At 37.2% G+C, this 23920-nt stretch carries 24 protein-coding genes; 20 read left to right on the top strand and 4 right to left on the bottom strand.

All coding sequences use genetic code 11. The features are described 5' to 3' along the window. Positions 1-32 precede the first annotated feature (32 nt). Positions 33-2834, top strand: a complete 2802-nt coding sequence (gene ileS, locus STRPS_RS02220; protein WP_007894816.1) for an isoleucine--tRNA ligase — start codon at positions 33-35, stop codon at positions 2832-2834. A 391-nt stretch (positions 2835-3225) separates the two neighbouring features. On the opposite strand, the gene STRPS_RS02215 is transcribed toward ileS, so the two are convergent. The 3 genes from STRPS_RS02215 to STRPS_RS02205 all read right to left on the bottom strand — a co-directional run bounded on the left by STRPS_RS02215 (position 3226) and on the right by STRPS_RS02205 (position 6419). Then, on the bottom strand, positions 3226-3528 hold the full coding sequence (locus STRPS_RS02215) for a DUF1827 family protein (protein ID WP_007894725.1): 303 nt from the start codon (positions 3526-3528) through the stop codon (positions 3226-3228). Between the two features lie 49 nt (positions 3529-3577). Then, positions 3578-4024 (bottom strand): NUDIX hydrolase, encoded by a 447-nt coding sequence (locus STRPS_RS02210; protein ID WP_007894611.1) that lies wholly within the window; start codon positions 4022-4024, stop codon positions 3578-3580. Between the two features lie 112 nt (positions 4025-4136). After that, entirely contained in the window at positions 4137-6419 is a 2283-nt protein-coding gene (locus STRPS_RS02205) for an ATP-dependent Clp protease ATP-binding subunit (protein ID WP_007894778.1), read from the bottom strand. A 278-nt stretch (positions 6420-6697) separates the two neighbouring features. Between STRPS_RS02205 and STRPS_RS02200 the strand changes: the two genes are divergently transcribed. The 14 genes from STRPS_RS02200 (at position 6698) to aphA (ending at position 18214) form a co-directional block, all read left to right on the top strand. Next, entirely contained in the window at positions 6698-6928 is a 231-nt protein-coding gene (locus STRPS_RS02200; RefSeq protein WP_007894792.1) for a DUF1797 family protein, read from the top strand. A 221-nt stretch (positions 6929-7149) separates the two neighbouring features. Continuing rightward, complete coding sequence (locus STRPS_RS02195; protein ID WP_007894634.1) at positions 7150-8004, top strand: bifunctional methylenetetrahydrofolate dehydrogenase/methenyltetrahydrofolate cyclohydrolase; 855 nt, start codon at positions 7150-7152, stop codon at positions 8002-8004. Further along, a complete protein-coding gene (locus STRPS_RS02190; protein WP_007894637.1) occupies positions 8001-8834 on the top strand; it encodes an NAD(P)H-hydrate dehydratase in 834 nt (277 codons plus the stop codon). Before STRPS_RS02195 ends, STRPS_RS02190 begins: the two co-directional genes overlap by 4 nt. 145 nt (positions 8835-8979) lie before the next feature. After that, positions 8980-10323 (top strand): exodeoxyribonuclease VII large subunit, encoded by a 1344-nt coding sequence (gene xseA / locus STRPS_RS02185; protein WP_007894708.1) that lies wholly within the window; start codon positions 8980-8982, stop codon positions 10321-10323. Then, positions 10298-10516 carry an exodeoxyribonuclease VII small subunit gene (locus STRPS_RS02180; RefSeq protein ID WP_003084065.1) on the top strand — a complete coding sequence of 73 codons (219 nt, stop codon included), beginning with the start codon at positions 10298-10300 and terminating at the stop codon, positions 10514-10516. Before xseA ends, STRPS_RS02180 begins: the two co-directional genes overlap by 26 nt. Continuing rightward, positions 10516-11385: a polyprenyl synthetase family protein gene (locus STRPS_RS02175; protein ID WP_007894665.1), complete on the top strand. Its 870-nt coding sequence runs from the start codon at positions 10516-10518 to the stop codon at positions 11383-11385. Before STRPS_RS02180 ends, STRPS_RS02175 begins: the two co-directional genes overlap by 1 nt. Then, a complete protein-coding gene (locus tag STRPS_RS02170; protein WP_007894804.1) occupies positions 11378-12205 on the top strand; it encodes a TlyA family RNA methyltransferase in 828 nt (275 codons plus the stop codon). The genes STRPS_RS02175 and STRPS_RS02170 overlap by 8 nt, the downstream gene beginning before the upstream one ends. After that, positions 12192-12665 (top strand): arginine repressor, encoded by a 474-nt coding sequence (locus tag STRPS_RS02165; RefSeq protein WP_007894711.1) that lies wholly within the window; start codon positions 12192-12194, stop codon positions 12663-12665. Before STRPS_RS02170 ends, STRPS_RS02165 begins: the two co-directional genes overlap by 14 nt. 15 nt (positions 12666-12680) lie before the next feature. Beyond that, entirely contained in the window at positions 12681-14342 is a 1662-nt protein-coding gene (recN, locus tag STRPS_RS02160) for a DNA repair protein RecN (protein WP_007894806.1), read from the top strand. A gap of 142 nt (positions 14343-14484) precedes the next feature. Beyond that, positions 14485-15324, top strand: coding sequence for a DegV family protein (locus STRPS_RS02155; protein WP_007894685.1), 840 nt, complete (start codon positions 14485-14487; stop codon positions 15322-15324). After that, the gene (locus tag STRPS_RS02150) at positions 15317-16159 is read left to right on the top strand and encodes an SGNH/GDSL hydrolase family protein (protein ID WP_007894839.1); all 843 of its coding nucleotides are present in this window, start codon (positions 15317-15319) and stop codon (positions 16157-16159) included. Before STRPS_RS02155 ends, STRPS_RS02150 begins: the two co-directional genes overlap by 8 nt. Next, positions 16137-16733 carry a YpmS family protein gene (locus tag STRPS_RS02145; RefSeq protein WP_007894697.1) on the top strand — a complete coding sequence of 199 codons (597 nt, stop codon included), beginning with the start codon at positions 16137-16139 and terminating at the stop codon, positions 16731-16733. The genes STRPS_RS02150 and STRPS_RS02145 overlap by 23 nt, the downstream gene beginning before the upstream one ends. An 88-nt stretch (positions 16734-16821) precedes the next feature. Beyond that, positions 16822-17097, top strand: a complete 276-nt coding sequence (locus tag STRPS_RS02140; protein WP_007894832.1) for an HU family DNA-binding protein — start codon at positions 16822-16824, stop codon at positions 17095-17097. 379 nt (positions 17098-17476) lie between these two features. Continuing rightward, on the top strand, positions 17477-18214 hold the full coding sequence (aphA, locus tag STRPS_RS02135; RefSeq protein ID WP_037598984.1) for an acid phosphatase AphA: 738 nt from the start codon (positions 17477-17479) through the stop codon (positions 18212-18214). A gap of 327 nt (positions 18215-18541) precedes the next feature. Here the strand turns inward: aphA and STRPS_RS02130 are convergent, their stop codons facing one another. Then, positions 18542-18883 (bottom strand): hypothetical protein, encoded by a 342-nt coding sequence (locus STRPS_RS02130; RefSeq protein ID WP_007894750.1) that lies wholly within the window; start codon positions 18881-18883, stop codon positions 18542-18544. Positions 18884-19436: 553 nt separating this feature from the next. On the opposite strand from STRPS_RS02130, the gene STRPS_RS02125 reads away from it, so the two are divergent. The 5 genes from STRPS_RS02125 (at position 19437) to STRPS_RS02105 (ending at position 23816) form a co-directional block, all read left to right on the top strand. Then, on the top strand, positions 19437-21290 hold the full coding sequence (locus STRPS_RS02125) for a heavy metal translocating P-type ATPase (RefSeq protein ID WP_007894715.1): 1854 nt from the start codon (positions 19437-19439) through the stop codon (positions 21288-21290). A 72-nt stretch (positions 21291-21362) separates the two neighbouring features. Then, a complete protein-coding gene (locus tag STRPS_RS02120; protein WP_007894648.1) occupies positions 21363-21569 on the top strand; it encodes a hypothetical protein in 207 nt (68 codons plus the stop codon). A 229-nt stretch (positions 21570-21798) separates the two neighbouring features. Next, a complete protein-coding gene (locus tag STRPS_RS02115) occupies positions 21799-22494 on the top strand; it encodes a phosphoglycerate mutase (protein WP_007894825.1) in 696 nt (231 codons plus the stop codon). Positions 22495-22708: 214 nt separating this feature from the next. Further along, positions 22709-23227, top strand: coding sequence for a transcription repressor NadR (locus STRPS_RS02110; protein ID WP_007894830.1), 519 nt, complete (start codon positions 22709-22711; stop codon positions 23225-23227). Positions 23228-23297: 70 nt separating this feature from the next. After that, positions 23298-23816, top strand: coding sequence for a hypothetical protein (locus STRPS_RS02105; protein WP_007894706.1), 519 nt, complete (start codon positions 23298-23300; stop codon positions 23814-23816). The last annotated feature ends 104 nt before the right edge of the window (positions 23817-23920 follow it).

The raw sequence follows: 23920 nt of genomic DNA, 5'->3' as shown, positions 1-23920 counted from the left end.
CGAATAAGCAGAAACAAAAGGAGACGCTTTATATGAAACTAAAAGAAACACTCAATCTTGGGAAAACAGGTTTTCCAATGCGAGCTGGCTTACCAAATAAAGAACCGCAGTGGCAAAAAGCTTGGGATGAAGCTGACATTTACAGAAAACGCCAGGAGCTTAATGAAGGAAAACCTTCATTTCACTTGCATGATGGTCCTCCCTACGCCAATGGTAATATACACGTTGGCCATGCCTTAAATAAGATTTCTAAAGATATTATTGTAAGGGCTAAATCAATGTCTGGTTATCAAGCTCCTTATGTGCCAGGTTGGGATACTCATGGGCTACCAATTGAGCAAGTCTTGGCTAAAAAAGGTGTTAAACGTAAAGAAATGGATCTGGCTCAATACCTTGAAATGTGCCGTGATTATGCTATGTCACAGGTTGAAAAACAAAGAGAAGACTTCAAACGTCTAGGCGTTTCTGCTGATTGGGATAAGCCTTATATTACCCTGATGCCAGAATATGAAGCAAATCAAATTCGTGTTTTTGGGGCAATGGCTGACAAGGGCTACATCTACCGTGGAGCAAAGCCAGTTTACTGGTCTTGGTCATCTGAGTCTGCTTTAGCTGAAGCTGAAATTGAATATCATGATATAGATTCAACTTCTATTTATTATGCTAATAAAGTTAAAAACGGTAAAGGTATACTGGATACAGATACTTATATCGTCGTTTGGACAACCACTCCCTTCACTGTAACAGCTTCGCGTGGATTGACGGTTGGCCCAGATTTGGATTATGTTCTTGTTCGTCCAGCAGGAAAAGTACAAAACTATTTAGTTGCAGAAGGCTTACTAGATAGTCTAGCAGACAAGTTTGGTTGGGTAGAATTTGAGATATTAGCACATTATAAAGGAAAAGATTTAGAATTTATCGAAACAGAGCATCCTTGGGATACAGATGTTACAGAATATGTCATTCTTGGTGATCATGTTACCCTGGATTCAGGTACAGGAATTGTTCATACTGCTCCTGGTTTTGGTGAGGATGACTATAATGTCGGTGTTAAGTATAAACTAGAAGTAGCAGTAACAGTTGATGAACGTGGGATCATGATGGAGAATGCTGGTCCTGATTTCCAAGGGAAATTCTATGATAAAGTCACACCAATTGTTCAAGAAAAATTAGGTGATCTTCTATTAGCTAGTGAGGTTATAAATCACTCCTATCCATTTGATTGGCGTACTAAGAAACCGATTATTTGGCGTGCTGTTCCACAATGGTTTGCCTCAGTATCACGCTTCCGCCAGGAAATATTAGAAGAAATCGAAAAGACAACCTTCCACCCATCATGGGGGAAAACACGTCTCTACAATATGATTCGTGATCGTGGCGATTGGGTGATTTCTCGTCAGAGAGCTTGGGGCGTTCCCTTACCTATCTTTTATGCAGAAGATGGCACAGCAATCATGTCTAAAGAAGTTACGGACCATGTAGCTAACCTCTTTGAAAAAGAAGGGTCTATCATTTGGTGGAAAAAGGATGCCAAAGATCTCTTACCAGAGGGCTTTTCACACCCAGGTTCACCCAATGGAGAGTTTACAAAAGAAACTGATATCATGGATGTATGGTTTGACTCTGGTTCATCTTGGAATGGTGTTATGAATGCCCGCGACAACCTATCCTATCCTGCTGACCTTTACTTGGAAGGATCAGACCAATACCGAGGATGGTTTAATTCATCATTGATTACTTCCGTTGCAGTGAATGGTCATGCTCCATATAAAGCTATTTTATCTCAAGGATTTGTACTTGATGGAAAAGGCGAAAAAATGTCTAAATCCAAAGGTAATACCATTTTACCAAGTGATGTTACCAAGCAATATGGTGCGGAAATTCTTCGTCTCTGGGTAACTTCTGTGGATACTGATAACGATGTCCGTGTATCTATGGACATCTTAGGACAGGTTTCTGAAACTTACCGTAAAATCAGAAATACTCTCCGTTTCTTAATTGCCAATACTTCAGATTTTAATCCTAATCTTGATACTGTTGCTTTTGAAGACTTATCTGCAGCTGATAAGTATATGACAATCAAATTTAATCAATTAGTAGAAGTTTTCCATAAAGCCTATAACTCATATGACTTTATGACTATTTATAAAGCTGTAGTAAACTTTGTTACAGTTGATTTATCGGCTTTCTATTTGGATTTTGCAAAAGACGTTGTCTATATTGAGGCTGCTAATAGCCAACAACGTCGTGCCATGCAAACTGTCTTTTATGACATTTTAGTTAAGATTACTAAACTGTTAACACCAATTCTACCGCATACTGCTGAGGAGATTTGGTCTTACTTAGAGTTTGAAGAAGAAGAATTTGTACAGCTAAGTGAGTTACCAGTTGCGGAATCTTTCACCGGTCAAGCTGATATTTTAGAAGCTTGGGAAGCCTTTATGTCATTGCGAAACCAAGCTCAAAAAGCTTTAGAAGAAGCTCGTAATGCCAAAGTTATTGGTAAGTCACTTGAAGCGCACTTAACAATCTATGCTAACACTGAAATAAAAACACTTTTAAAGGCTTTGGATAGTGATATAGCACTTCTATTAATTGTTTCACAATTGACGGTTAGTGACTTAGAAGAAGCGCCAGCGAGTGCAGTAGCATTTGAAGGAGTTGCTTTCACTGTTGAGCGTGCTATTGGTGAGGTTTGCGAGCGCTCTCGTCGTATTGATCCAACAACAAGAATGCGTTCATACAATGCCTTTGTTTGTGATGCAAGTGCCAAAATTATCGAAGAAAACTTCCCGGAAGCAGTTGCTGAAGGCTTTGAAATTTCTGATAAATAAGCAAAACCACTAATTAAGTTAGTAAGATTAATCAATATGTAGGCAAATAAAGCACCTCACTGATGAGGTGCTTTTTGTTTACTACTGGATTAGATGTTTGAATAAGTCCTTTAGTTTACAGTTATCCTTATGTGATGCAAAAAGTAAAAGAAGGACCAAATAGTTTTCTCAGCATTGAGCTAGTAGCAGATATGTAAGAATGACTTCTTGAAAGGCGGTACCCATCAATTAGACACAGCATTGTTTTATTCTGGATGTTGATGACTGATCTATTGGTGATAACTTCATAGCGGTTAGTCAGTATAGGTAGCTATGGCATCATATGATAAAGATCTCAAAAAGTCAGATAAACTAAACTTTTTGAGGTCTTTATAGGTATGAGAGTTTTATTTTATTCTTTAATTTGGAAAGATATTTCAATCAGGTTGTTAGTATGCAATGTTTTTGATTGACCAGGAATAACCAATTTGGGATTTATTTTTCGTTTGAGGAAAAAATGACGAATAGTATTTAATTCCTCATCTTTGATGGCACGATATTTATTAGAAATTAAAAGTTCATAATGTTTGGGTGCCTTTGTGAAGACGACGTCAGTATTTCCTGCTGAGTAGACCTCAACCAACTGTGCATCAGTATTTCGTAGTTGATTCTGAACAAGCTCAGGATGGCTACTTGTTGTATTGATTAATCTCATATTATCCTCCAAACTGATTTTGTAATGTATGGTATATTTAGTACAAGGACTAGTGGTGGTGTTTTTGCCACTCTAGGACACCCCATTTATGACTTCCTCTTTTGAGAAGACCGATAGCTTCTTCAACTGGAAACCAGGCTAGATTATTAAAATCCTCTAGGGGATTACCAACTCTATGATAGGCAATGACTTCATAGAGAAAGGCTGGATTATAGTAGTAGGTATCACGATGACGAGAGTAAAAGTACTCATCTGCTTGCCCATAATAATAGCCTATTTCTGCTGAAAAGCCAAGCTCCTCCAGTAGCTCCCGCTTAAGAGCTGTATCATGATTTTCACCATTTTCTATTTCACCACCAGGTAAGAACCATGAGCCATTTGGAGCTTGTACTAAAATAATTTTTTCAGCTTCCTGGTTAGGGATAATCGCATAAACCCCATAACGCGTCTGATAGTCTTTATGATTACTTTTTTCACCGAAAACTGGAACTGTCATAAGCCCCTCCTTTTTTCTATTATACTAAAAAATTAGTAATTTAACTTATTAAAATGTGCATTTTTGATTAAAAAATTAATAAAAAGAGTGCTATTTTTAGCACTCTAAGGTATTAGTCTTTTTGCTGAGAAACAGATTGCGCTTTATCGAGTTTTTTGGCGCTTTTAATCACTATATTACCATTACTTGACAACATGGCCTTTAAGTTCTTCTCAGTCGGATTTTCAAGATAATAGTCTGTAATGGCATCTTCGATATGATCTTGAATCGTTCTTCTAAGTGGACGGGCCCCCATCTTAGCGTCATAGCCGAGATCAACTAATTTTTCCTTCACCTTGTCTGTGACGTCAAGGTGAATATTGTTATAGGCTAAACGGCTATTGACATCAGTCAACATTAGATCAACAATCTGTAATAAATGTTCTTTGCTTAATGCTTGGAACTCAATAATACCATCAAAACGATTCATAAATTCTGGGCTAAAGTAATTGCTTAATTCTCCCATAACAGAATTGGTACGTCCTTCGCGTGCAGCCCCAAAACCAACGGAGGCTTCAACTTTGCCAGTACCTGCATTTGATGTCATGATAATAATAGTATCTTTAAAGCTGACTGTCCGCCCTTGTCCATCAGTTAGCCGACCATCATCTAAAACTTGAAGGAACATATGCATAACGTCAGGGTGAGCTTTTTCAACTTCGTCCAATAATATCAGTGAATAAGGATTTCGTCTAACTTTTTCTGTTAATTGACCGGCTTCTTCATAACCGACATATCCTGGAGGGGCTCCCACTAACTTAGCAACAGCGTGCTTTTCCATATATTCAGACATATCAAAACGAATCATATTATCAGCTGAACCGAAGAGTTCAATAGCTAATTGTTTAGAGAGTTCCGTCTTCCCTACCCCAGTCGGGCCCACAAAGAGGAAAGATCCAATCGGTCGATTTGGGCTACCTAAACCAACACGATTGCGACGAATAGCCTTAGCAATTTTATCAACAGCAGCATCTTGACCAATTACATGAGCTTTCAAATCATCTGAAAGATTGACTAACTGAGATTGCTCTTTTTCTTTGAGATCACCAACAGGAATATTGGTTTTTTGCTCAACAATTGCTTCAATAGTCTTTTCAGTAATAATAGGAGTATCTTGATCGTCTACCTTTTGAGTTTGGAGCTCCTTGTATTTAGCAATTTGATCGCGGAAATAGGCTGCGCGTTCAAAGTCTTCATCACGAGTGGCTTGCGCTTTTAAATTTTCAGCTTCCACTAATCGTTTATCAATTTCTTTAGGGTCAACAAAGTTAAGCGTTAAATTCAGCTTTGATCCAGCTTCATCAAGCAAGTCAATAGCTTTATCCGGTAAGAATCGATCTTGAATATAACGATTCGATAAGTTAGCAGCTGCTTCGATAGCATCTTGGCTGTATTTAACATGATGATAGTCTTCGTATTTGGCTTGAATACCTTTAAGAATAGTAATGGTTTCTTCCACAGAAGGCTCATCGACCTTAACAGGTTGCATCCGACGCTCTAAGGCAGCATCTTTTTCAATGATCCGGTATTCGTTGAGTGTTGTTGCACCAACCAGCTGTAATTCCCCACGAGCTAAGGCTGGTTTTAAGATATTTCCAGCATCCATATTGCCATCCCCAGCAGTACCGGCACCAACAATTTCATGAATCTCATCAATGAAGAGAATAACATCTTGACGATTACGAATTTCTTCCATCAATTTTTGCATACGTTCTTCAAATTGTCCGCGAATACCAGTCCCCTGAACTAGACTAACCACGTCCAAACGAATCACCTCTTTATGTTGCAGTTTATGAGGAACACTACCATCAACGATTTTTTGGGCTAAACCTTCTACGACTGCCGTTTTACCGACACCCGGTTCACCAATTAAGACAGGATTATTCTTGGTTCGTCGATTTAAAATCTCAATGACACGAATGATTTCCTCATCGCGACCAATGACAGGATCAATATCACCATTTCTTGCTATATCAGTCACGTTAATACCAAACTCTTCAAGGAGACCGGGTTCTCTTTTGGTATTTTGCCCAGATACTGCTCCTTGGCCGTTACGGTTGTTGCCTCCGCCGGATCCTCCACCATTTTGTCTACCAGTCTGAGTTGGGGGTGTATTTGGCAAGTTCCCAAAAGCTCTGAAGTTGTTGAGGTCACCAAAGAAATCGTCAAATAAAGGATTCAAAGAATCATTTTGATTTTGGGATTTAGAACGCATCCCACCCAGAATCGAGTTATTTGCGTCAGTCTTCATAATTTGATAACAGTTTTGACAAAGATCAATCTGCTTTTGTGTCCCATTCACGTTAGCGTATAGGTGAATAGAGGCTTCATTTAATTTACAGTTTTGACAAAGCATAAAATACCTCCTGAGGCTTTTGTTCAAAAGGAAACCATTTAGTCAACAATGGTCAAACTTTATAGTCCTATTATAGCACCCTTACCTTGAAAATCAAGCAAAAAGTTCCGTAATTAGCACTTGTGTTGGAAGAGTGCTAATGTCTTGTTGTAAGAAAGAAAGTGAGCTAATTCAAGCCCAAAGTTTGTGAAAAAACCGATAAAATTAGTTCTTTTTGTGTTGGTTTATTTATTTTTATGATAAAATAAAGGGGATAATAAACGAATAGGAGAAAAGACATGGAATCACATTTAGTGAGAATCATTAACCGTCTCAAATTGATGGTCAATGATGGTGGTAATTTAAAAAGAAATTTTGAACGTGATGGTGTTGTAGTTGCTGAAGTCTCTTTTGCAAATGATCCAGAAAATGGTCCCGTTTTTACATTACGTGATGTAGAAGCGCGTGAATCATATTCATTTGATAGTATCGATTTGATTGCAATGGAAATTTACGATTTATTATATTGATGTGCTTCGGGAGCATGGATAGAAAGCTTATTTTTCAATAAGTTTTTTATTTTTGTTTGTGATGTATTTTTATTGTAACAAGGTGTGATTATTCTCATTTTTTCGTTTAGATATTATATGAATGTTGACTTTCTTAAGTCAGAAGTCTTACTAATAAAAACAACGAATCTTTATTAATCTTTTTGGTATAATAGAGGGAAAATAGAAAAAGGAAGTAAGTAATGGTTACAATCATTGATGGTAAAGCATTGGGACAAAAAATGCAAGGTAAACTAGCCAAAAAAGTAAAAGACTTAAAAAGAGAATTTGGAATTGTTCCAGGTTTAGCCGTAATTCTTGTAGGTGATAATCCGGCAAGTCAAGTGTATGTCCGAAATAAGGAGAAATCAGCAATTGCAGCAGGTTTTAAGAGTGAGACAGTTCGCTTGTCAGAATCAATTTGTCAAGAAGAGTTAATTGCAATTATTCACCAATTTAATCAAGATGAGTCTATCCACGGCATATTAGTCCAACTGCCATTACCAAGCCATATCAATGACAAAAAGATTATTCTGGAAATTGATCCTAAAAAAGACGTGGACGGTTTTCACCCTATGAATACAGGGCACCTTTGGTCAGGTCGCCCTCTAATGGTTCCCTGTACCCCAGCTGGTATTATGGAGATGTTTAGCGACTATGGCATTGACTTGGAAGGAAAACATGCAGTCATTATTGGACGTTCAAATATCGTTGGTAAGCCGATGGCGCAGTTATTACTTGATAAAAATGCAACAGTAACCTTAACTCATTCACGGACACGGCATTTAGCAGAATTTGCAAGACAGGCGGATATTCTGATTGTAGCTATTGGTCAAGGTCACTTTGTGACAGAAGAGTTTGTCAAAGAAGGTGCTGTCGTTATTGATGTTGGTATGAATCGTGATGATAATGGTAAATTAATTGGTGATGTCGCTTTTGAACAAGTATCCCAAAAAGCCAGTTACATCACACCGGTGCCAGGAGGAGTAGGACCAATGACTATTACGATGTTGTTAGAACAAACATATCAGTCCGCTCTAAGAAGTGTGAGCAAATGATAATAACGCAGGAATTTTTAAGGCAAGTGATTACCGAAAGGAAAAGAGCAAGCCATAAAGGAGACTACGGACGTTTACTCTTGATTGGGGGTCTCTATCCTTATGGTGGAGCTATCATCATGGCAGCAAAAGCGGCTGTTTATAGTGGCGCTGGCTTAGTAACTGTTGCTACTGAAAAGGATAACATCGGTCCACTTCACGCCCAATTACCAGAAGCAATGGCTTTTTCAGTTGATGACCACGACCTATTCTTACACCATATCCGAGCTGCGGAGATTATTCTTATCGGTTCGGGTCTTTCGGAAAATAGCAAAGCAGAGACCTTATTTGATACAGTTATGAAAGAAGTATCAGAAGAGCAAGTTCTAATTCTAGATGGCTCGGCACTAAACCTAATGGCAAAAGGGAAAAAACAAGTTAAGAAAGGTCAGAATCTCGTTTTAACCCCACACCAAAAAGAGTGGGAACGTTTATCAGGACTAGCAATTGAAAATCAGAACCTTCAGACTAACCGGGAAGCTTTAGGCCGTTTTCCTGATAGTACCCTACTAGTTGCAAAGAGTCATGCGACGAATATTTTCTATCAAGATCAGATCTTTCAAATAGATGCTGGAGGACCATACCAAGCTACAGGAGGTATGGGTGACACACTTGCAGGTATCATAGCTGGCTTTTCAGGTCAATTTCCAGATGTTACACTAGCTCAAAGAGTAGTCGCAGCAACTTATTTACACTCTTATATTGCTGACCAACTAGCTAGAGATAACTATGTGGTTTTACCAAGTGTCATTTGTGAGCAGATCCCTTATTGGATGAAAAAATGGTGCTAGAGATACCTACTTTTTGTAAGGACTAATGAGATGGAGCTTTAAGCTCCTTTTTTCGTGCTCAAGGCAGACTTTTTAAGTAAAAAAATGGTATAATTGCTTTTATATGGTGGCGTTTTCGCCTTTAACATAAAAGAAAGGGAACCTGATGTCTGATTATTTAAGTGTAAGTCAATTAACTAAATACCTTAAATTGAAATTTGACCGTGATCCCTATTTAGAACGGGTTTATCTGACAGGTCAGGTTTCAAATTTTAGAAAAAGACCCAATCATCAATATTTTTCCTTAAAAGATGAGGGTGCTGTCATTCAAGCAACTATCTGGGGTGGAATCTATAAGAAACTGGGTTTTGATCTAGAAGAAGGGATGAAAGTAAATATTGTTGGCCGAGTGCAACTTTATGAACCTTCGGGTAGTTATTCCATTATCATTGAAAAGGTAGAGCCAGATGGCGTAGGTGCTCTAGCCCTTCAGTTTGAACAATTAAAAGCCAAATTAAGTAAAGAAGGTTACTTTAATGATAACCACAAGCAGGCTCTACCTCAATTTTCTAGAAAAATAGGAGTTGTCACGAGTCCAAGTGGAGCAGTTATTAAAGATATTATTACCACGGTATCCAGGCGCTTTCCTGGTGTTGACATCCTTTTATTTCCAACTAAAGTTCAAGGAAATGGAGCAGCGGAGGAAGTAGCGGCTAACATTGCTCTTGCAAATCAAAGAACAGATTTGGATCTGTTAATTGTCGGTCGTGGAGGAGGCTCAATTGAGGATCTTTGGGCTTTCAATGAAGAAATAGTTGTTCAAGCTATTTTTGAATCACACTTACCTATCATCTCAAGTGTTGGTCATGAGACAGATATCACCTTGGCCGATTTTGTTGCTGATCGTCGAGCAGCAACACCGACAGCAGCAGCTGAACTTGCAACTCCTGTCACGAAAGCTGATATCATTTCTTGGATAAGTGAACAACAAAATAGAGCCTATCAAGCTAATCTACGCTTATTGAAACAAAAAGGAGATCGGTTAGCCAAGCTGTCACAATCTGTTATATTTAGGCAGCCTGAGCGTCTTTATGATGGCTTTTTACAAAAGATTGATCGTCTCCAATCCCAATTGACCTATCAGGCTAAACAAAAACTGTCTGAAAGTCAGCACCTTGAGGTCTCTTTGAGGCATCGTTTACAGTCCTTGGATATAGTAACCAAATTGAGTCGTTATCAAGAAAAAATGAACTATATTAACCAGCGCTTACAAATCAATATGCAAAAACGTTATGATCACGCTTTGGCCCGATTTGAAAAAGCTCAAGATACTCTCTTAGCCCTAGATACAGAAAGAATCATTGCCAGGGGCTATGGTATTCTACGAAAAGATGAAGAGGTTATATCATCAGTTACAAGTATTGCAGTCGGTGATGCTTTAGACCTTGAACTACAAGATGGACAAATAGAAGTAGAGGTAAAAAATGTCAAGCAAAAAACAAACATTTGAAGAAGGCTTACAAGAACTAGAAGCCATTGTTACAAAACTTGAAAATGGGGATGTCCCCCTAGAAGAGGCCTTAGCGGAATTTCAGAAAGGAATGATTCTTTCAAAAGGTCTACAAAAAACTTTGCAAGATGCTGAGAAAACCTTGGTTAAAGTCATGCAAAATGATGGAACAGAAGTTGAGATTGATGCCTAATGGATAAAGTAGATAAGATTAATCAGGCCATTACCCGTTTTTATCAAGGTAAGCAAGCTGTGTCTGAGCATCTCATAGCAGCGATTCGTTATTCTGCAGAAGCTGGCGGTAAAAGGATTAGACCCCTTCTCCTATTAGAGTTGTTAGAGGCTTTTTCAGTGACTTTAACAGACAGCCATTATGATGTGGCAGCCGCTCTTGAAATGATTCACACGGGGAGTTTGATCCATGATGATCTCCCTGCCATGGACAATGATGATTATCGACGTGGTCGCCTTACCAATCATAAAAAATTTGATGAAGCTACGGCTATATTAGCTGGTGATAGTCTCTTTTTGGATGCCTTTGCTTTAATTGCTGAGACAAATTTGTCGGCAAATATAAAGGTTGATTTAATGCATTGTCTGTCTCATTCATCAGGGACTTTTGGCATGGTTGGTGGGCAAATGCTGGATATGAAAGCGGAAGGTCAAGAACTAGCTTTAACTGATTTACAAGAGATTCATCGCCATAAAACAGGTTGTTTGCTGGCCTACCCTTTTTGGGCAGCGGCCAAGATAGCAGACGTTGACGAAGAAATTCTGCTAGACCTTTATCAAGCTGGTTTGAAGGTTGGTCATGCTTTTCAAGTTCGTGATGATATCTTAGATGTGACAGCTGATTTTACGAATTTGGGTAAAACACCTCAGAAAGATTTAACAGCAGAAAAAATGACCTATCCTCGTCTACTAGGCTTAGACGAATCTTATCGTGTCTTGAATGAGGATATCGATCAAAGTATTGCAATTTTAGAAGCTTTACGAAATAAGCTTATTTTAAAGCCTGATAACATTATTTGCTTGATAGAAAGGTTGCGCTTGAATGCCTAAAGAGAGAGTTGATGTTCTAGCCTACAGACAAGGCCTATTTGATACTAGAGAGCAGGCCAAACGAGGGGTTATGGCGGGCTTAGTTGTAGCGGTATTGAATGGTCAACGTTATGATAAGCCAGGTGAGAAGATTGATGAAACAACTGAGCTTAAATTAAAAGGTGAAAAACTAAAATATGTCAGCCGTGGTGGCTTGAAACTTGAAAAAGCATTGAAAGTTTTTGCTATTTCCGTGGTTGATAGAATTACAATTGATATTGGCGCTTCTACTGGAGGTTTTACTGATGTCATGCTGCAAGCTGGTGCTCAATTAGTTTATGCTGTTGATGTCGGCACCAATCAATTAGTTTGGAAGCTCAGACAAGACCCTCGTGTCAGAAGTATGGAGCAGTATAATTTTCGTTATGCACAGCTTGCTGATTTTCAAGAGGGACAACCTACTTTTGCAAGTATTGATGTTTCCTTTATCTCCTTAAGTTTGATCTTACCAGCTCTTCATGATATTTTAGCTGATAGTGGTCATGTTGTTGCCTTAATCAAACCACAATTTGAGGCAGGTCGTGATTGGGTTGGTAAAAATGGGATTGTTAAGGACAAAAATGTCCATCAAAAAGTCATTCAAGAAGTCATCGCATTTGCTACAAAATTCGGATTTATAGTTAAAGGATTAGATTATTCACCGATTCAAGGTGGTCATGGTAATATTGAATTTTTGATACATTTACAAAAGGGCTCACAGGAGGGGGCTGTTAGCGAAACAGCTATTTCGTCTCTTGTTGAAAAAGCACATAAGGAATTTGACAGACATGAAGAAAAGTGAACGTTTAGATTTAATTAAAAAGATTGTTCTATCGCATGATATTGAAACCCAACATGAGTTACTAGCCTTACTTAAAGAACAAGGCCTAGAGCTGACACAAGCGACTATTTCTAGAGATATGAACGAGATTGGAATTGTGAAAATACCTTCTGGTTCCGGCCCATATATCTATGGTCTCTCTCAAGATAGTGGCAAAAAGATTACACAGCGTCCTTTATCTATTCGAAGTAGTATTTTATCCATTTCAGAAAAAAATCAGGGCTTAAAACAACACCTGTATTTAAAAGTGGTCCCAGGAAATGCTATGGTAATGAAACGCTATCTCTATACGGATTTTGCCGAACGTATTTTTGGTGTTATTGAAGATGATGACAGCATTCTTTTGTTGGCAAAAACAGAGGCGGATGCGGATTATATCAGAGATGAAGTGTCAAGATGGGTGACTAATAAATCATCGTAAAGAGAGGGCTGATAAATGCTTTTAGAAATTTCGATTAAAAATTTTGCCATTATTGAGGAAATTTCCCTAAGTTTTGACAATGGAATGACTGTTCTTACAGGTGAAACAGGAGCAGGTAAGTCTATCATTATTGATGCTATGAATATGATGCTAGGGGCGCGTGCTAGTATTGATGTGATTAGGCATGGTGCTCAAAAGGCTGAAATTGAAGGTTTTTTTTCCATTGATCATAAAGCTGAGTTGATGACTTTACTAGAAGCAAATGGTATTGACGTTCAGGATGAATTAATCATTCGTCGAGATATTTTTGCTAACGGACGTAGTGTGAGTCGTATTAATGGCCAGATGGTTAATCTCTCGACATTAAAAGAAGTCGGTCAATTTCTAGTTGATATCCATGGCCAACACGATCAAGAAGAATTGATGAGATCTGCTCATCATTTAGCGATCTTAGATGCCTTTGGCGATTCCTCATTTCAAAACCAAAAAGTAACTTATCAAGAGACTTTTGAAGCTTACAAGAGCTTACGCAAAAAGGTCATTGAAAAACAAAAAAATGCGCGTGATCATAAAGAACGCATCGATATGCTAGCTTTTCAAATGGCTGAAATTGAGGCAGTTGACTTACAAAAAGGTGAGGATATTTCCATTCAATCGGAGCGGCAACGACTCTTGAATCATAAACAAATTGCTGATACTCTGGCAAATGCAGCAGTTCTTATAGATAACGAGGAACTATCTAGTCTCTCCAATATTCGTTCTGCCATGAATGATCTCTTAACAATTGAGAATTTTGACCCAGACTATCAATTAATGGCACGTAATATTACAGAAGCTTACTATATTTTAGAAGATGTTAATAAAATGCTATCAGATACTGTAGATAACCTGGATTTTGATGCTGGTCGTCTTTTAGAACTAGACAGTCGTTTGGATCAGATTAACAGTTTAACTCGAAAATATGGTGGGAATGTTGATGACCTTTTAGATTATTACAGCAATATTGAAAAAGAATATCAACTTTTAACAGGTAGTGAAAGTTCAGATGAAGAACTAGAATCACAGCTTAAAAGAGTAGAAAAAGATTTAATAGCTCAGGCTAAACTTCTAAGTCATAGCCGACATAAGCTTGCTAATCAATTAGAATTGGATATCAAACACCAACTAAATGATTTATATATGGCAAAAGCTAATTTTGAAGTGCGTTTGACACCTTCAAAGTTTAACCGTAACGGTAATGAGACTGTTGAATTTTATATCTCAACAAACCCTGGTGAAGGCTTTAAACCTTTAGTTAAAGTGGCCTCAGGTGGCGAATTGTCACGGTTGATGCTAGCTATTAAGGCAGCTATTTCAAGTAAGGAAGACAAAACGAGTATTGTCTTTGACGAGGTTGATACTGGCGTGTCTGGACGTGTTGCTCAGGCTATCGCTCAAAAGATTTATAAAATCGGGAAGAACAGCCAGGTGCTTGCCATCTCACATTTACCACAAGTCATTGCTATTGCAGATTATCAGTATTATATTTCCAAGGAAAGTAAGGCTGATACGACCATATCAAGAGCAAGCTTGCTGGAATATAACCAACGTGTGGAGGAAATTGCTAAGATGATTGCAGGCAATGACATAACAGAAACAGCACGCCAACAAGCACGGGATTTATTACAGAAAAAGTGATTCTAAAATTAAAATGAGAAGAAAAGACTAGCTATTCTTATTTTCTTTTTTTTACCTAACCTTAAGCAGAAGAAGCTTTGATTTATTTGCCAATCAATGCTAAAATATTAAGAAATAGACTAGTAATAGAATGGAAACAACTATGGGAAATATTAAGATTGTTACAGATTCATCAATTACAATAGAACAAGATCTAATTGATAAATATGATATAACTGTCGTGCCTCTCTCTGTGATGATTGATGGGAAGCTTTATTCTGATAATGATTTAAAGGAAGAAGGACAATTCCTTAAGTTAATGAAAGCTAGCAAACATTTACCCAAGACCAGCCAACCACCGGTAGGATTGTTTGCAGATTATTATGAGAAATTAGTTGCACAAGGGGCTAGTGAGATTGTTGCTATTCATTTAAATCCAATCCTATCAGGAACTATTGAAGCATCACGACAAGGAGCTGAGATTGCCGGTGCCTCAGTTCATGTCTTAGATTCCTCTTTTACGGATCAAGCTCTAAAATTCCAAGTACTTGCTGCTGCTAAGTTAGCCCGAGCTGGAGCTTCCTTGTCTGAAATATTAGCCAAGGTTAAAGAAGTTAAAGAAAAAACGAGACTCTATATTGGGGTGTCTACATTAGAGAATCTAGTAAAAGGTGGCAGAATTGGTCGCGTTACTGGAGCCATTAGCAGTTTATTGAATATTCGTCTCTTGATGGAGTTGGTGCCTGATCAATTGCAGCCAATTGCTAAGGGACGAGGAAATAAAACCTTCTTTAAGTGGCTGGAAAACCATATGCATGAGATAGCTCAAAATCCAATTGCAGAGCTTGCTATTTCTTATGCTGGTGACAGGGAACTAGCAGATCAGCTTTTAGAGAGGATTAGACCTTTTTACAAGGGAGAGGTATCTGTGCAAGAAACTGGTTCTATCATTCAAACGCATACAGGAGAAGGCGCCTTCGCCGTTATGATTAGATATGAATAAAAAAGGTTTGTTAAAAGGAAGTCTCTGTTTTGTCCTAGCCTTCCTAGCATTTTCCCTTGTTTTACATCTACTTATACCAAGATCACGGCCACAATTAAAGGCCAGTGATTTTTTTAATCAAGAAAAAATTCAGATCAATTATATTGCCATTGGTGATTCTTTGACTGAAGGTGTGGGAGATTCAACCAATCAAGGTGGTTTTATTCCTCTACTGTCCAAAGATTTAGAGTCTCATTATCATGTTACTATCAATGCCCAAAATTACGGTATTTCTGGCAATACAAGCCAGCAAATACTAAACCGTATGTTGAGTGATGAGGCTCTTAAATCCGACCTCAAAAAAGCTCAAATCATGACCCTTACAGTGGGTGGGAATGATGTATTAGCTGTTATTCGAAAATACTTATCTCACCTTGAAATAGCAACTTTTGACCAGCCGATGACAGAGTATCAGGAAAGGTTAAGCAAGATTATTACATTAGCTAAAAAAGCTAATAAAGATATTCGTATCTATGTTTTAGGTATTTATAATCCCTTTTATTTAAATTTTCCGGAAATAACAAAAATGCAAGATGTAGTGGATAATTGGAATCATAAAACAAAGATAACCTTATCCCAGTTTAATCATGTTCATTTTGTTCCTATCAATGATCAACTCTACAAGGGTATTGACGGAAAAGAAGGGATTGTTCACTCAGAAGGTGATAAGAAAAGTGTCTTAAATGATGTATTATATGCAGGTGATCATTTTCATCCTAATAACATTGGCTATCAGATAATGTCCGACGCTGTATTGGAGGCAATCAAAAAACATGAAAAAAAACTCAAATATTAATTGGTGGAAATGGGGTTTTCTTCTTTTATTAGCCCTAAATTTAGCTTTTTGTTTTGTAATAGGCAGTCGCTTAATTCAAATTCGAGAACCAGAAACAGAACAAATAAAGGTTCAAAAACAGAAAGCAATCAAAGTTGGAACCATTAACTCTAACCGTCAGCAATTAAATCAAACTGTGGCTAGTTTTTTAAAAGACAATCAAACTAAGGATTTGACATACAATATTTATGCTGGGTCATCTTCAATTATTTTTGAAGGTAAGTATAAACTTTTAGGTTATGAAGTTCCTCTTTATGTCTATTTTCAGCCGATTGCTCTAGCTAATGGTAACGTACAATTGCACGTTTCGTCGATTTCTGCCGGAACCTTACCTTTGCCGGAGTCAGAAGTATTGCAATATGTAAAATCAAGTTACGATTTACCAAAATTTGTTACTGTGAATGCTAAAAAATCATCTTTAATGATTGACCTTGGTAAAATTAGAAGTGATACCCCTCTTTTTCTAAAGGCTAAAAAGCTTGACTTAATCAATGATAAAATAAGCTTTGATATTTACAAGAAATCGTCAAAATAACGTTAAATACTTGACCTATAAGCTTTTTTTAGATATTATGGTAACTGTTAAAGCATATTGCTTATTAATTAATTGGAGGATTTGTTAAATGGCTAACAAACAAGATTTAATCGCAAAAGTTGCAGAAGCAACTGACCTTACTAAAAAAGATTCAGCGGCAGCTGTTGATGCAGTATTTGCTGCAATTGAAGGCTTCCTTGCTGAAGGTGAAAAAGTTCAATTAATCGGTTTTGGTAACTTTGAAGTACGTGAACGTGCAGCTCGTAAAGGCCGTAACCCACAAACTGGTGCAGAAATTGAAATCGCTGCATCAAAAGTACCAGCTTTCAAAGCAGGTAAAGCACTTAAAGACGCAGTTAAATAATATTACTTAAATATCCTTATCAGCTCAGGTATCCTTGATGATGATAAGGATATTTTTGTTGAGAGAATTAAAGAGTCATTTGCTATAATCTTAGTTCTAGCTGGCGTCATTACTGGCTAGGCTGGTGAGGCTAGGAATTTAGTGTCTTTTCTGGTCGTTAGTAGCCCTGTTTTTTCTTGGCTGATTAACACATTATAAAGTCTGTTTCACCTAGCGTTATACGCGACTTTATCCTCTTGCCTAACTAGCAAGCATAGATGCTAGAATTAATGAGGAATTAACAAGAGAATGGTAGCGCTTGCAGAAAAAGCTTTATTTTGCTATATTAGCTAAGGGAGTAATGCCCTTAGAGTTATCTTATAATATTTTGGAGGTTTTTATGAAGAGACGATTAATGAGTAGTCTTTTGGTTTTAGGAATTATTGCAACTTCTTCCACCATAGTTGAAGCAAGTGGACCAAAAGTAGCTTATACACAAAAGGGTGTGACTGCCCTTTCGAAAAATGATGAGGCTAAAGTGAAGACTCTTTCTATTGAAGCTATTGAAAAAAGCTTAGATGGTAAGAAACAAATAACTGTAAGCTTTGATATTGATGACACCTTGCTTTTTAGTAGTCAATATTTCCAGTATGGAAAGGAGTATATAACGCCAGGCTCTTTTGATTTTCTTCATAAGCAAAAGTTCTGGGATCTTGTGGCTAAACGAGGAGATCAAGATTCTATTCCTAAAGAATATGCAAAGAAATTAATTGCAATGCATCAAAAACGAGGAGATAAAATCGTCTTTATTACAGGAAGAACAAGGGGTTCCATGTATAAAGAAGGTGAGATTGACAAAACAGCTAAAACCTTAGCTAAAGATTTTAAATTAGACAAACCGATTGCTGTTCATTATACCGGAGATAAGGCTATTAAACCTTATAAGTATGACAAGTCATATTACATTAAGAAATATGGTTCAGAAATTCATTATGGAGATAGTAATGAAGATATTCATGCAGCAAGAGAAGTGGGTGCCAGACCTATTAGAATTTTAAGGGCTCCTAATTCTACTAACTTACCATTGCCGCAAGCTGGAGGATATGGGGAAGAGGTTTTAGAGAATTCGGCTTATTAATAGTAGTATCCTCTAATAGAGTAAAGTCACCCAGCTGAAACGGTTATGCTTCAAAGGGGAAGCTCAATGCTTACTTAGTAGGCTTTTACATGGATAGGGATTCCACTAGGTAATGTGTTAATTGTGCGAGCTTGGAAAGCTGTATTTAAACCATTTAAAGGATCTTACCAAATTTGAGTAATGATAAGGTCCCTTTTTAATAAGAATTGATCAGTCACCTTAGCTGCTCTTAATAGTCTTATGAACGAGCCGATTTGGTTATGATTAAGAAGAAAACCCCGCTCTATCGGTCTGAGAGCGGGGCTTGTCTTATTTAAGGAGTCTTAATTAGTTAAAATATACTTGTTTTGGGGCAAGTTCATCGAAGAAGGTATTAATTTGTTTTTTTACTTCATCTTCTGTTTGAGATTTGAATTTTTCTAAAAGTCCTGCAAAATCTTCTTCATTAAGATCTAAATACAACTCAGCATCTTCTTCCTCAATATTTTTTTGTTTTAAGAAGTCTACCAAGGCTTGACGGCTGTTGTCTTTAGCTTCTGAACGAACTTCAGTGTTGATATTTCCAACTTGATCTGCGTTGACAATTTGAATTGAAGCAGTGAGACATGCTGCAGCTAATGCTAGAGCAGCAATTGTAGACAATGCAAATTTTTTGCACATTAGTTTCATAAAAAAGTTTCCTCCATTTTCGGTTAGCTATACCTATTTTCTGTGATAGAAAGCTATCACAATATTATTTTAAGCCATCATTCTCTTTTTTGTCAAATGTTTTTATAATGTATTTTTAACCACATTATTTTTAAATTAAAAATAATTGACCTAAAATAGATCTGACACCTTACTAATCAACCATACTTACTAGTCTCCTTACTATAACCTTAGAGAAGCAGGAAGAATCTAATGTAGAGTAGCTCTTATTTTTATCTCGAAAATGAGATATTAGGGTATAAAAAGAAATAGCTGATTGGCTAGTATAAGAGCTAATTTATGACACTAAAGGTGTTTAATTTTAGCGCAGGGAGAAATTAAGATTATTTGCTACTGAATGAGAAGTTTTTGACTTCAAATCTGTGCTTATTTTTCAATAATAATATGCTATCACAATAAGTTATCCGGTCAAGTTATTTAGAATTATTCTAAATAACTTGACTTTTTTATTTAGAATTATTATAATTAAGATATGTTAAATAGTTAGAAAATTTCTAACCTGGAGGGAAAAGAGATGACTTGGATTAAAGGCCATATTCGGTTAATGGAAACACTTATCTGCTTATTATTGATTTTAGTAGGCCTCCTACTTTTAAAAGGAAATGCTAGCTTAGCCTCAGTCTTTTTTATAATAGCTTTTTTGATTGGTGGCTATGAATCCGCAAAAGAGGGTCTTCATGAGTTATTTGCTGAGAAGCATCTGACTGTTGATGTTTTAATGATTCTAGCAGCAGTAGGTGCAGGCATTATCGGTTATTGGTTAGAAGGGGCTTTATTGATTTTCATTTTCTCTCTTTCCAGTACATTGGAAGAAATGGCCATGGAAAAAAGCAAGAACGCTATTTCAGCACTGATGAACCTTACTCCAGACACTGCTCGTAGATTTAGAGAAGATGGTAGCATTGAAGAGATAGAGACTAAAGCTTTAAAAATTGGTGATAAACTGCAAGTACGTAAAGGTGAATCCGTCCCAATTGACGGGAAATTACAAAGTGATTTTGGCCAATTTGACGAATCAATGGTTACAGGTGAGTCTGTCACAGTTGAGAAAGCTTATGAGGATTCCTTAATTGGGGGGACTATTAATGAAGGGCAGGCTATTGAAATGATAGTAACTGTGGAGAATGGGGACACTTTATTTGCTAAAATTGTCAATTTAGTGGCGTCTGCTCAAACTCAAAAAAGCCGCACAACAACTTTCATTGAAAACTTGGAAGACCATTATGTTAAGGCCGTCCTTCTCTTAGTACCAATCTTTATCCTATTCTGTCACTTGGCTCTTGCTTGGCCTTGGCTGGATGCTTTTTATCGGGGAATGGTTCTACTGACAGTAGCCTCTCCCTGTGCTTTGATAGCTTCCTCAACACCAGCGAGTCTATCAGCTATTAGCCGAGCTGCTAGAAAAGGCTTAGTCATCAAGGGTGGTGATATTGTTGACAAAATGGGTGATATAAAAGCAGTTGTTATGGATAAAACGGGGACCCTGACTCAAGGTAAACCTTCAGTTGTAGATAGCTATTATCTTGGTGACAAATCAGATATTGATGCAATCGTGAAGACCGCAGAGGAAATGTCCACCCACCCTATTTCACAGGCTTTATTGGACTACGTTACTGAAGGGAAACAACTTAGTACTATTCAAGCAGAGGAAATTTCTGGTAAAGGTTTTATAGTGACAAGTAATGGTCAAGAATGGCGTATCGGGAAGAAATCTTTTATTCTAGAAAGAGTGACTCACATTGAGCCTATTGAATCTGAGATTGAAACATTAGAGAGTCAGGGGAAAACCCTTATCTTTGTGAGTCGAGAAGATGACTTAATGGCTTTTTATGCCTTGCTTGATGACATTAAGGAAGAGTCTCTTAAAGCCATTAAGATGCTGCATGCTTTAGATATTAAGACTGTCATGTTAACAGGTGATCAAGAAAGAACAGCTTATTATGTGGCCAAAAAATTAGGTATTGATGAAGTTGTTGCTAATTGTATGCCACAAGATAAAGTTACTAACCTTGCTAAAATTAAAGAAAGATATGGCTTTGTGGCGATGGTCGGTGATGGTATTAATGATGCGCCAGCCTTAGCTCAAGCAGATGTATCTTATGCTATTGGTTCAGGGACAGATATTGCAATGGAAAGTGCGGATAGCGTGATTATGGAAGATTTAACAAGAATCCCATTTTCCATCAAATTATCGAAAAAAATGAAAAGAATAGTCAAACAAAATATTATTTTTGCCCTTTCTGTTATTAGTCTGCTGATACTGGCCAATGTTTTTCAGGTTGTCAATTTACCACTGGGTGTCGTTGGCCATGAGGGGTCTACGATCCTTGTTATCCTGAATGGTTTACGCCTATTGTCTTTTAAATAAATTAAGGAAACTTGATTCTTATTTTAAAAGTGTTTATACTAGTAGTAGGAGATTTTATAGAAAGTAGACCACATGATAAAATTAGGAATCGAAGCTGTTGTAATAGGGTTAGCAATATTTTCAATTGTAAAAGTCATTGTTTTTATTGTCCTGTCAGAGAAATTTTTACCTAAAAATAAAGTAAGAAAAAATAGCAAAAAGGCCAAGACCTATTATTTGAAAAAAGGGAGCAAAAAAAACAGTTCTGCTGAAAAATATAAAAGAGACTATTTTAGATAAGAGAGTCTTTTAAGACAAGGGCGAGCATCATATCTGAGGCTTGTCTTTTTCTGTCTATGAAAATACTATTGGTTTTGAAAAGCAGATTCTGTTCATATTTGAAACGCTTTCATAGTTTGCATCTTCTATTTTCAATTTTATCTGGAATAGACTAGCTTTTTTACGTCATTTTTTGTAAAATAGATGTTGTAAAAAGGTGATAAACCTTAAATAAAAGGAGAATTAACTAATGGTTAAATTGGTTTTCGCTCGCCACGGTGAGTCAGAATGGAATAAAGCTAACCTTTTCACGGGTTGGGCTGATGTTGATCTTTCAGAAAAAGGAACACAACAGGCAATTGATGCTGGTAAATTGATTAAAGAAGCTGGAATCGAATTTGATCTTGCTTTTACTTCAGTTCTTAAACGTGCTATCAAAACAACTAATCTTGCCCTTGAACACTCAGATCAACTATGGGTACCAACTGAAAAATCTTGGCGTTTAAATGAGCGTCATTACGGTGGTTTAACTGGTAAAAACAAAGCCGAAGCAGCGGAACAGTTTGGTGATGAGCAAGTTCATATTTGGCGTCGTTCTTACGATGTATTGCCTCCAGACATGGCAAAAGATGATGAACATTCAGCACATACAGATCGTCGTTATGCTCATCTTGATAACTCAGTTATCCCTGACGCTGAAAACTTAAAAGTAACCTTAGAACGTGCACTTCCTTTTTGGGAAGATAAAATTGCGCCAGCTTTAGTAGACGGTAAAAATGTTTTCATTGGTGCACACGGTAACTCTATCCGTGCCTTGGTTAAACACATCAAACAATTGAGTGATGATGAAATTATGGATGTTGAAATTCCTAATTTCCCACCACTAGTTTTTGAATTTGATGAGAAATTAAACTTGACTGCTGAATACTATCTTGGTGGTCAGTAATCCCTTAGCCCTCACCTTTGAGGGCTTTTTTGCTAAACAGATCAGGTTATTTCTATTTTTGGGAAATGGAGAAAACTCTTCTCAGCCTTCTTTTCTTAGCTGAAAGTCTCCTTTTATATTGCATTTTGCTATAGCCGTGCTATAAGATAAAGCATAGGCCGGGTCACTATTTTATGGTAAGATAGAATTTAATAAGTAACGGAGAGGTGTCTTTATGAAAGCAGACGAGCGTCGAAAAACCATTTTAGAAATCCTTGAAGCAAATCAAGAGCCTTGTTCAGCCAGTCAGCTAGCTAAGAAGTTAGAGGTTAGCAGGCAGGTTATTGTGGGTGATATTGCCTTACTGCGAGCTTTACAAAATGATATTATTTCAACTCCTAAGGGCTATATTATGCGCCAATCTTTATATTCAAGTGACTATACGGCGAGACTTGTTTGTCGGCACCAAAATGACCAGACCTTTCAAGAATTATCAATTATTGTAGCTCACGGTGGTATTGTTTCAACGGTGGAAGTGGAACATCCCCTCTATGGTATGCTAACTGCCCCTCTCAATATCAAAAGTCAGCAAGATATCCTTGATTTTATGGCTAAGGTTGACCATTCGCATGCAGAGCTGTTGTCATCACTAACCAACGGGCTACATAGCCATTTAGTATCTTGTCCAGACCAAAGAAGCTTTGAAAAAATCAAAGAAGAACTGTCAGCAGTTGGCATTCTTTATCACGATTAATAATTTTACAGGTGTCTTGACACCTGTAAAATTTTATTTTATAATTACTTTTAAATAAAAGGAGATGATTATGATAAAGAAACCTACTCAAACTATTGCTTACGCATCAATATTAGTTGCGTTTGGAATACTGATTCCTATGATTATGCCTGTTAAGGTTGTGATTGGTCCAGCTTCTTACACCCTAGCTAGCCATGTTCCTCTCTTTCTTGCTACATTTATTTCTCTACCAGTGGGTTTATTTGTTGCACTTGGAACAACACTAGGATTCTTTTTAGCCGGTTTCCCAATTGTTATTGTTATGAGAGCACTCTCGCACCTTATTTTTGTAGCGATAGCAGCTCTCTATCTAAGTAAGAAACCAACAGTCTTACAGAGCCCCATTAAGGCTTTACCCTTTGCAATAGTGATTAATATTATTCATGGGGCTGCAGAATTTTTTGTTGTTCTTTTAATGACAATGACCGCCCACACAGAACTTTCTTATGTCTGGTCCATGTTAGGACTTGTTGGCCTAGGAACTGTTATTCATGGTTTGGTTGATTTTTACTTAGCTTATTGGATTTGGAATCGCTTAACCCATAAATAAGCCTTAAAGCTAGCCTTTTAATAGTAATCGTCAAGTCCTTATTGCAAGGGCTTGCATTTTTTTTAGAAATTGGTATACTAGAAAATGAATTGTGAAAACTATAA

It is taken from the genome of Streptococcus pseudoporcinus LQ 940-04, from assembly GCF_000188035.1.
GTDB lineage: Bacteria > Bacillota > Bacilli > Lactobacillales > Streptococcaceae > Streptococcus > Streptococcus pseudoporcinus.
This window is presented reverse-complemented; position numbering and strand designations above follow the sequence as displayed.

Coding starts and splice junctions, on each gene's coding strand:
- ileS (WP_007894816.1), top strand. CDS start 33: ATGAAACTAAAAGAAACACTCAATCTTGGGAAAACAGGTTTTCCAATG.
- STRPS_RS02215 (WP_007894725.1), bottom strand. CDS start 3,528: ATGAGATTAATCAATACAACAAGTAGCCATCCTGAGCTTGTTCAGAAT.
- STRPS_RS02210 (WP_007894611.1), bottom strand. CDS start 4,024: ATGACAGTTCCAGTTTTCGGTGAAAAAAGTAATCATAAAGACTATCAG.
- STRPS_RS02205 (WP_007894778.1), bottom strand. CDS start 6,419: ATGCTTTGTCAAAACTGTAAATTAAATGAAGCCTCTATTCACCTATAC.
- STRPS_RS02200 (WP_007894792.1), top strand. CDS start 6,698: ATGGAATCACATTTAGTGAGAATCATTAACCGTCTCAAATTGATGGTC.
- STRPS_RS02195 (WP_007894634.1), top strand. CDS start 7,150: ATGGTTACAATCATTGATGGTAAAGCATTGGGACAAAAAATGCAAGGT.
- STRPS_RS02190 (WP_007894637.1), top strand. CDS start 8,001: ATGATAATAACGCAGGAATTTTTAAGGCAAGTGATTACCGAAAGGAAA.
- xseA (WP_007894708.1), top strand. CDS start 8,980: ATGTCTGATTATTTAAGTGTAAGTCAATTAACTAAATACCTTAAATTG.
- STRPS_RS02180 (WP_003084065.1), top strand. CDS start 10,298: ATGTCAAGCAAAAAACAAACATTTGAAGAAGGCTTACAAGAACTAGAA.
- STRPS_RS02175 (WP_007894665.1), top strand. CDS start 10,516: ATGGATAAAGTAGATAAGATTAATCAGGCCATTACCCGTTTTTATCAA.
- STRPS_RS02170 (WP_007894804.1), top strand. CDS start 11,378: ATGCCTAAAGAGAGAGTTGATGTTCTAGCCTACAGACAAGGCCTATTT.
- STRPS_RS02165 (WP_007894711.1), top strand. CDS start 12,192: ATGAAGAAAAGTGAACGTTTAGATTTAATTAAAAAGATTGTTCTATCG.
- recN (WP_007894806.1), top strand. CDS start 12,681: ATGCTTTTAGAAATTTCGATTAAAAATTTTGCCATTATTGAGGAAATT.
- STRPS_RS02155 (WP_007894685.1), top strand. CDS start 14,485: ATGGGAAATATTAAGATTGTTACAGATTCATCAATTACAATAGAACAA.
- STRPS_RS02150 (WP_007894839.1), top strand. CDS start 15,317: ATGAATAAAAAAGGTTTGTTAAAAGGAAGTCTCTGTTTTGTCCTAGCC.
- STRPS_RS02145 (WP_007894697.1), top strand. CDS start 16,137: ATGAAAAAAAACTCAAATATTAATTGGTGGAAATGGGGTTTTCTTCTT.
- STRPS_RS02140 (WP_007894832.1), top strand. CDS start 16,822: ATGGCTAACAAACAAGATTTAATCGCAAAAGTTGCAGAAGCAACTGAC.
- aphA (WP_037598984.1), top strand. CDS start 17,477: ATGAAGAGACGATTAATGAGTAGTCTTTTGGTTTTAGGAATTATTGCA.
- STRPS_RS02130 (WP_007894750.1), bottom strand. CDS start 18,883: ATGAAACTAATGTGCAAAAAATTTGCATTGTCTACAATTGCTGCTCTA.
- STRPS_RS02125 (WP_007894715.1), top strand. CDS start 19,437: ATGACTTGGATTAAAGGCCATATTCGGTTAATGGAAACACTTATCTGC.
- STRPS_RS02120 (WP_007894648.1), top strand. CDS start 21,363: ATGATAAAATTAGGAATCGAAGCTGTTGTAATAGGGTTAGCAATATTT.
- STRPS_RS02115 (WP_007894825.1), top strand. CDS start 21,799: ATGGTTAAATTGGTTTTCGCTCGCCACGGTGAGTCAGAATGGAATAAA.
- STRPS_RS02110 (WP_007894830.1), top strand. CDS start 22,709: ATGAAAGCAGACGAGCGTCGAAAAACCATTTTAGAAATCCTTGAAGCA.
- STRPS_RS02105 (WP_007894706.1), top strand. CDS start 23,298: ATGATAAAGAAACCTACTCAAACTATTGCTTACGCATCAATATTAGTT.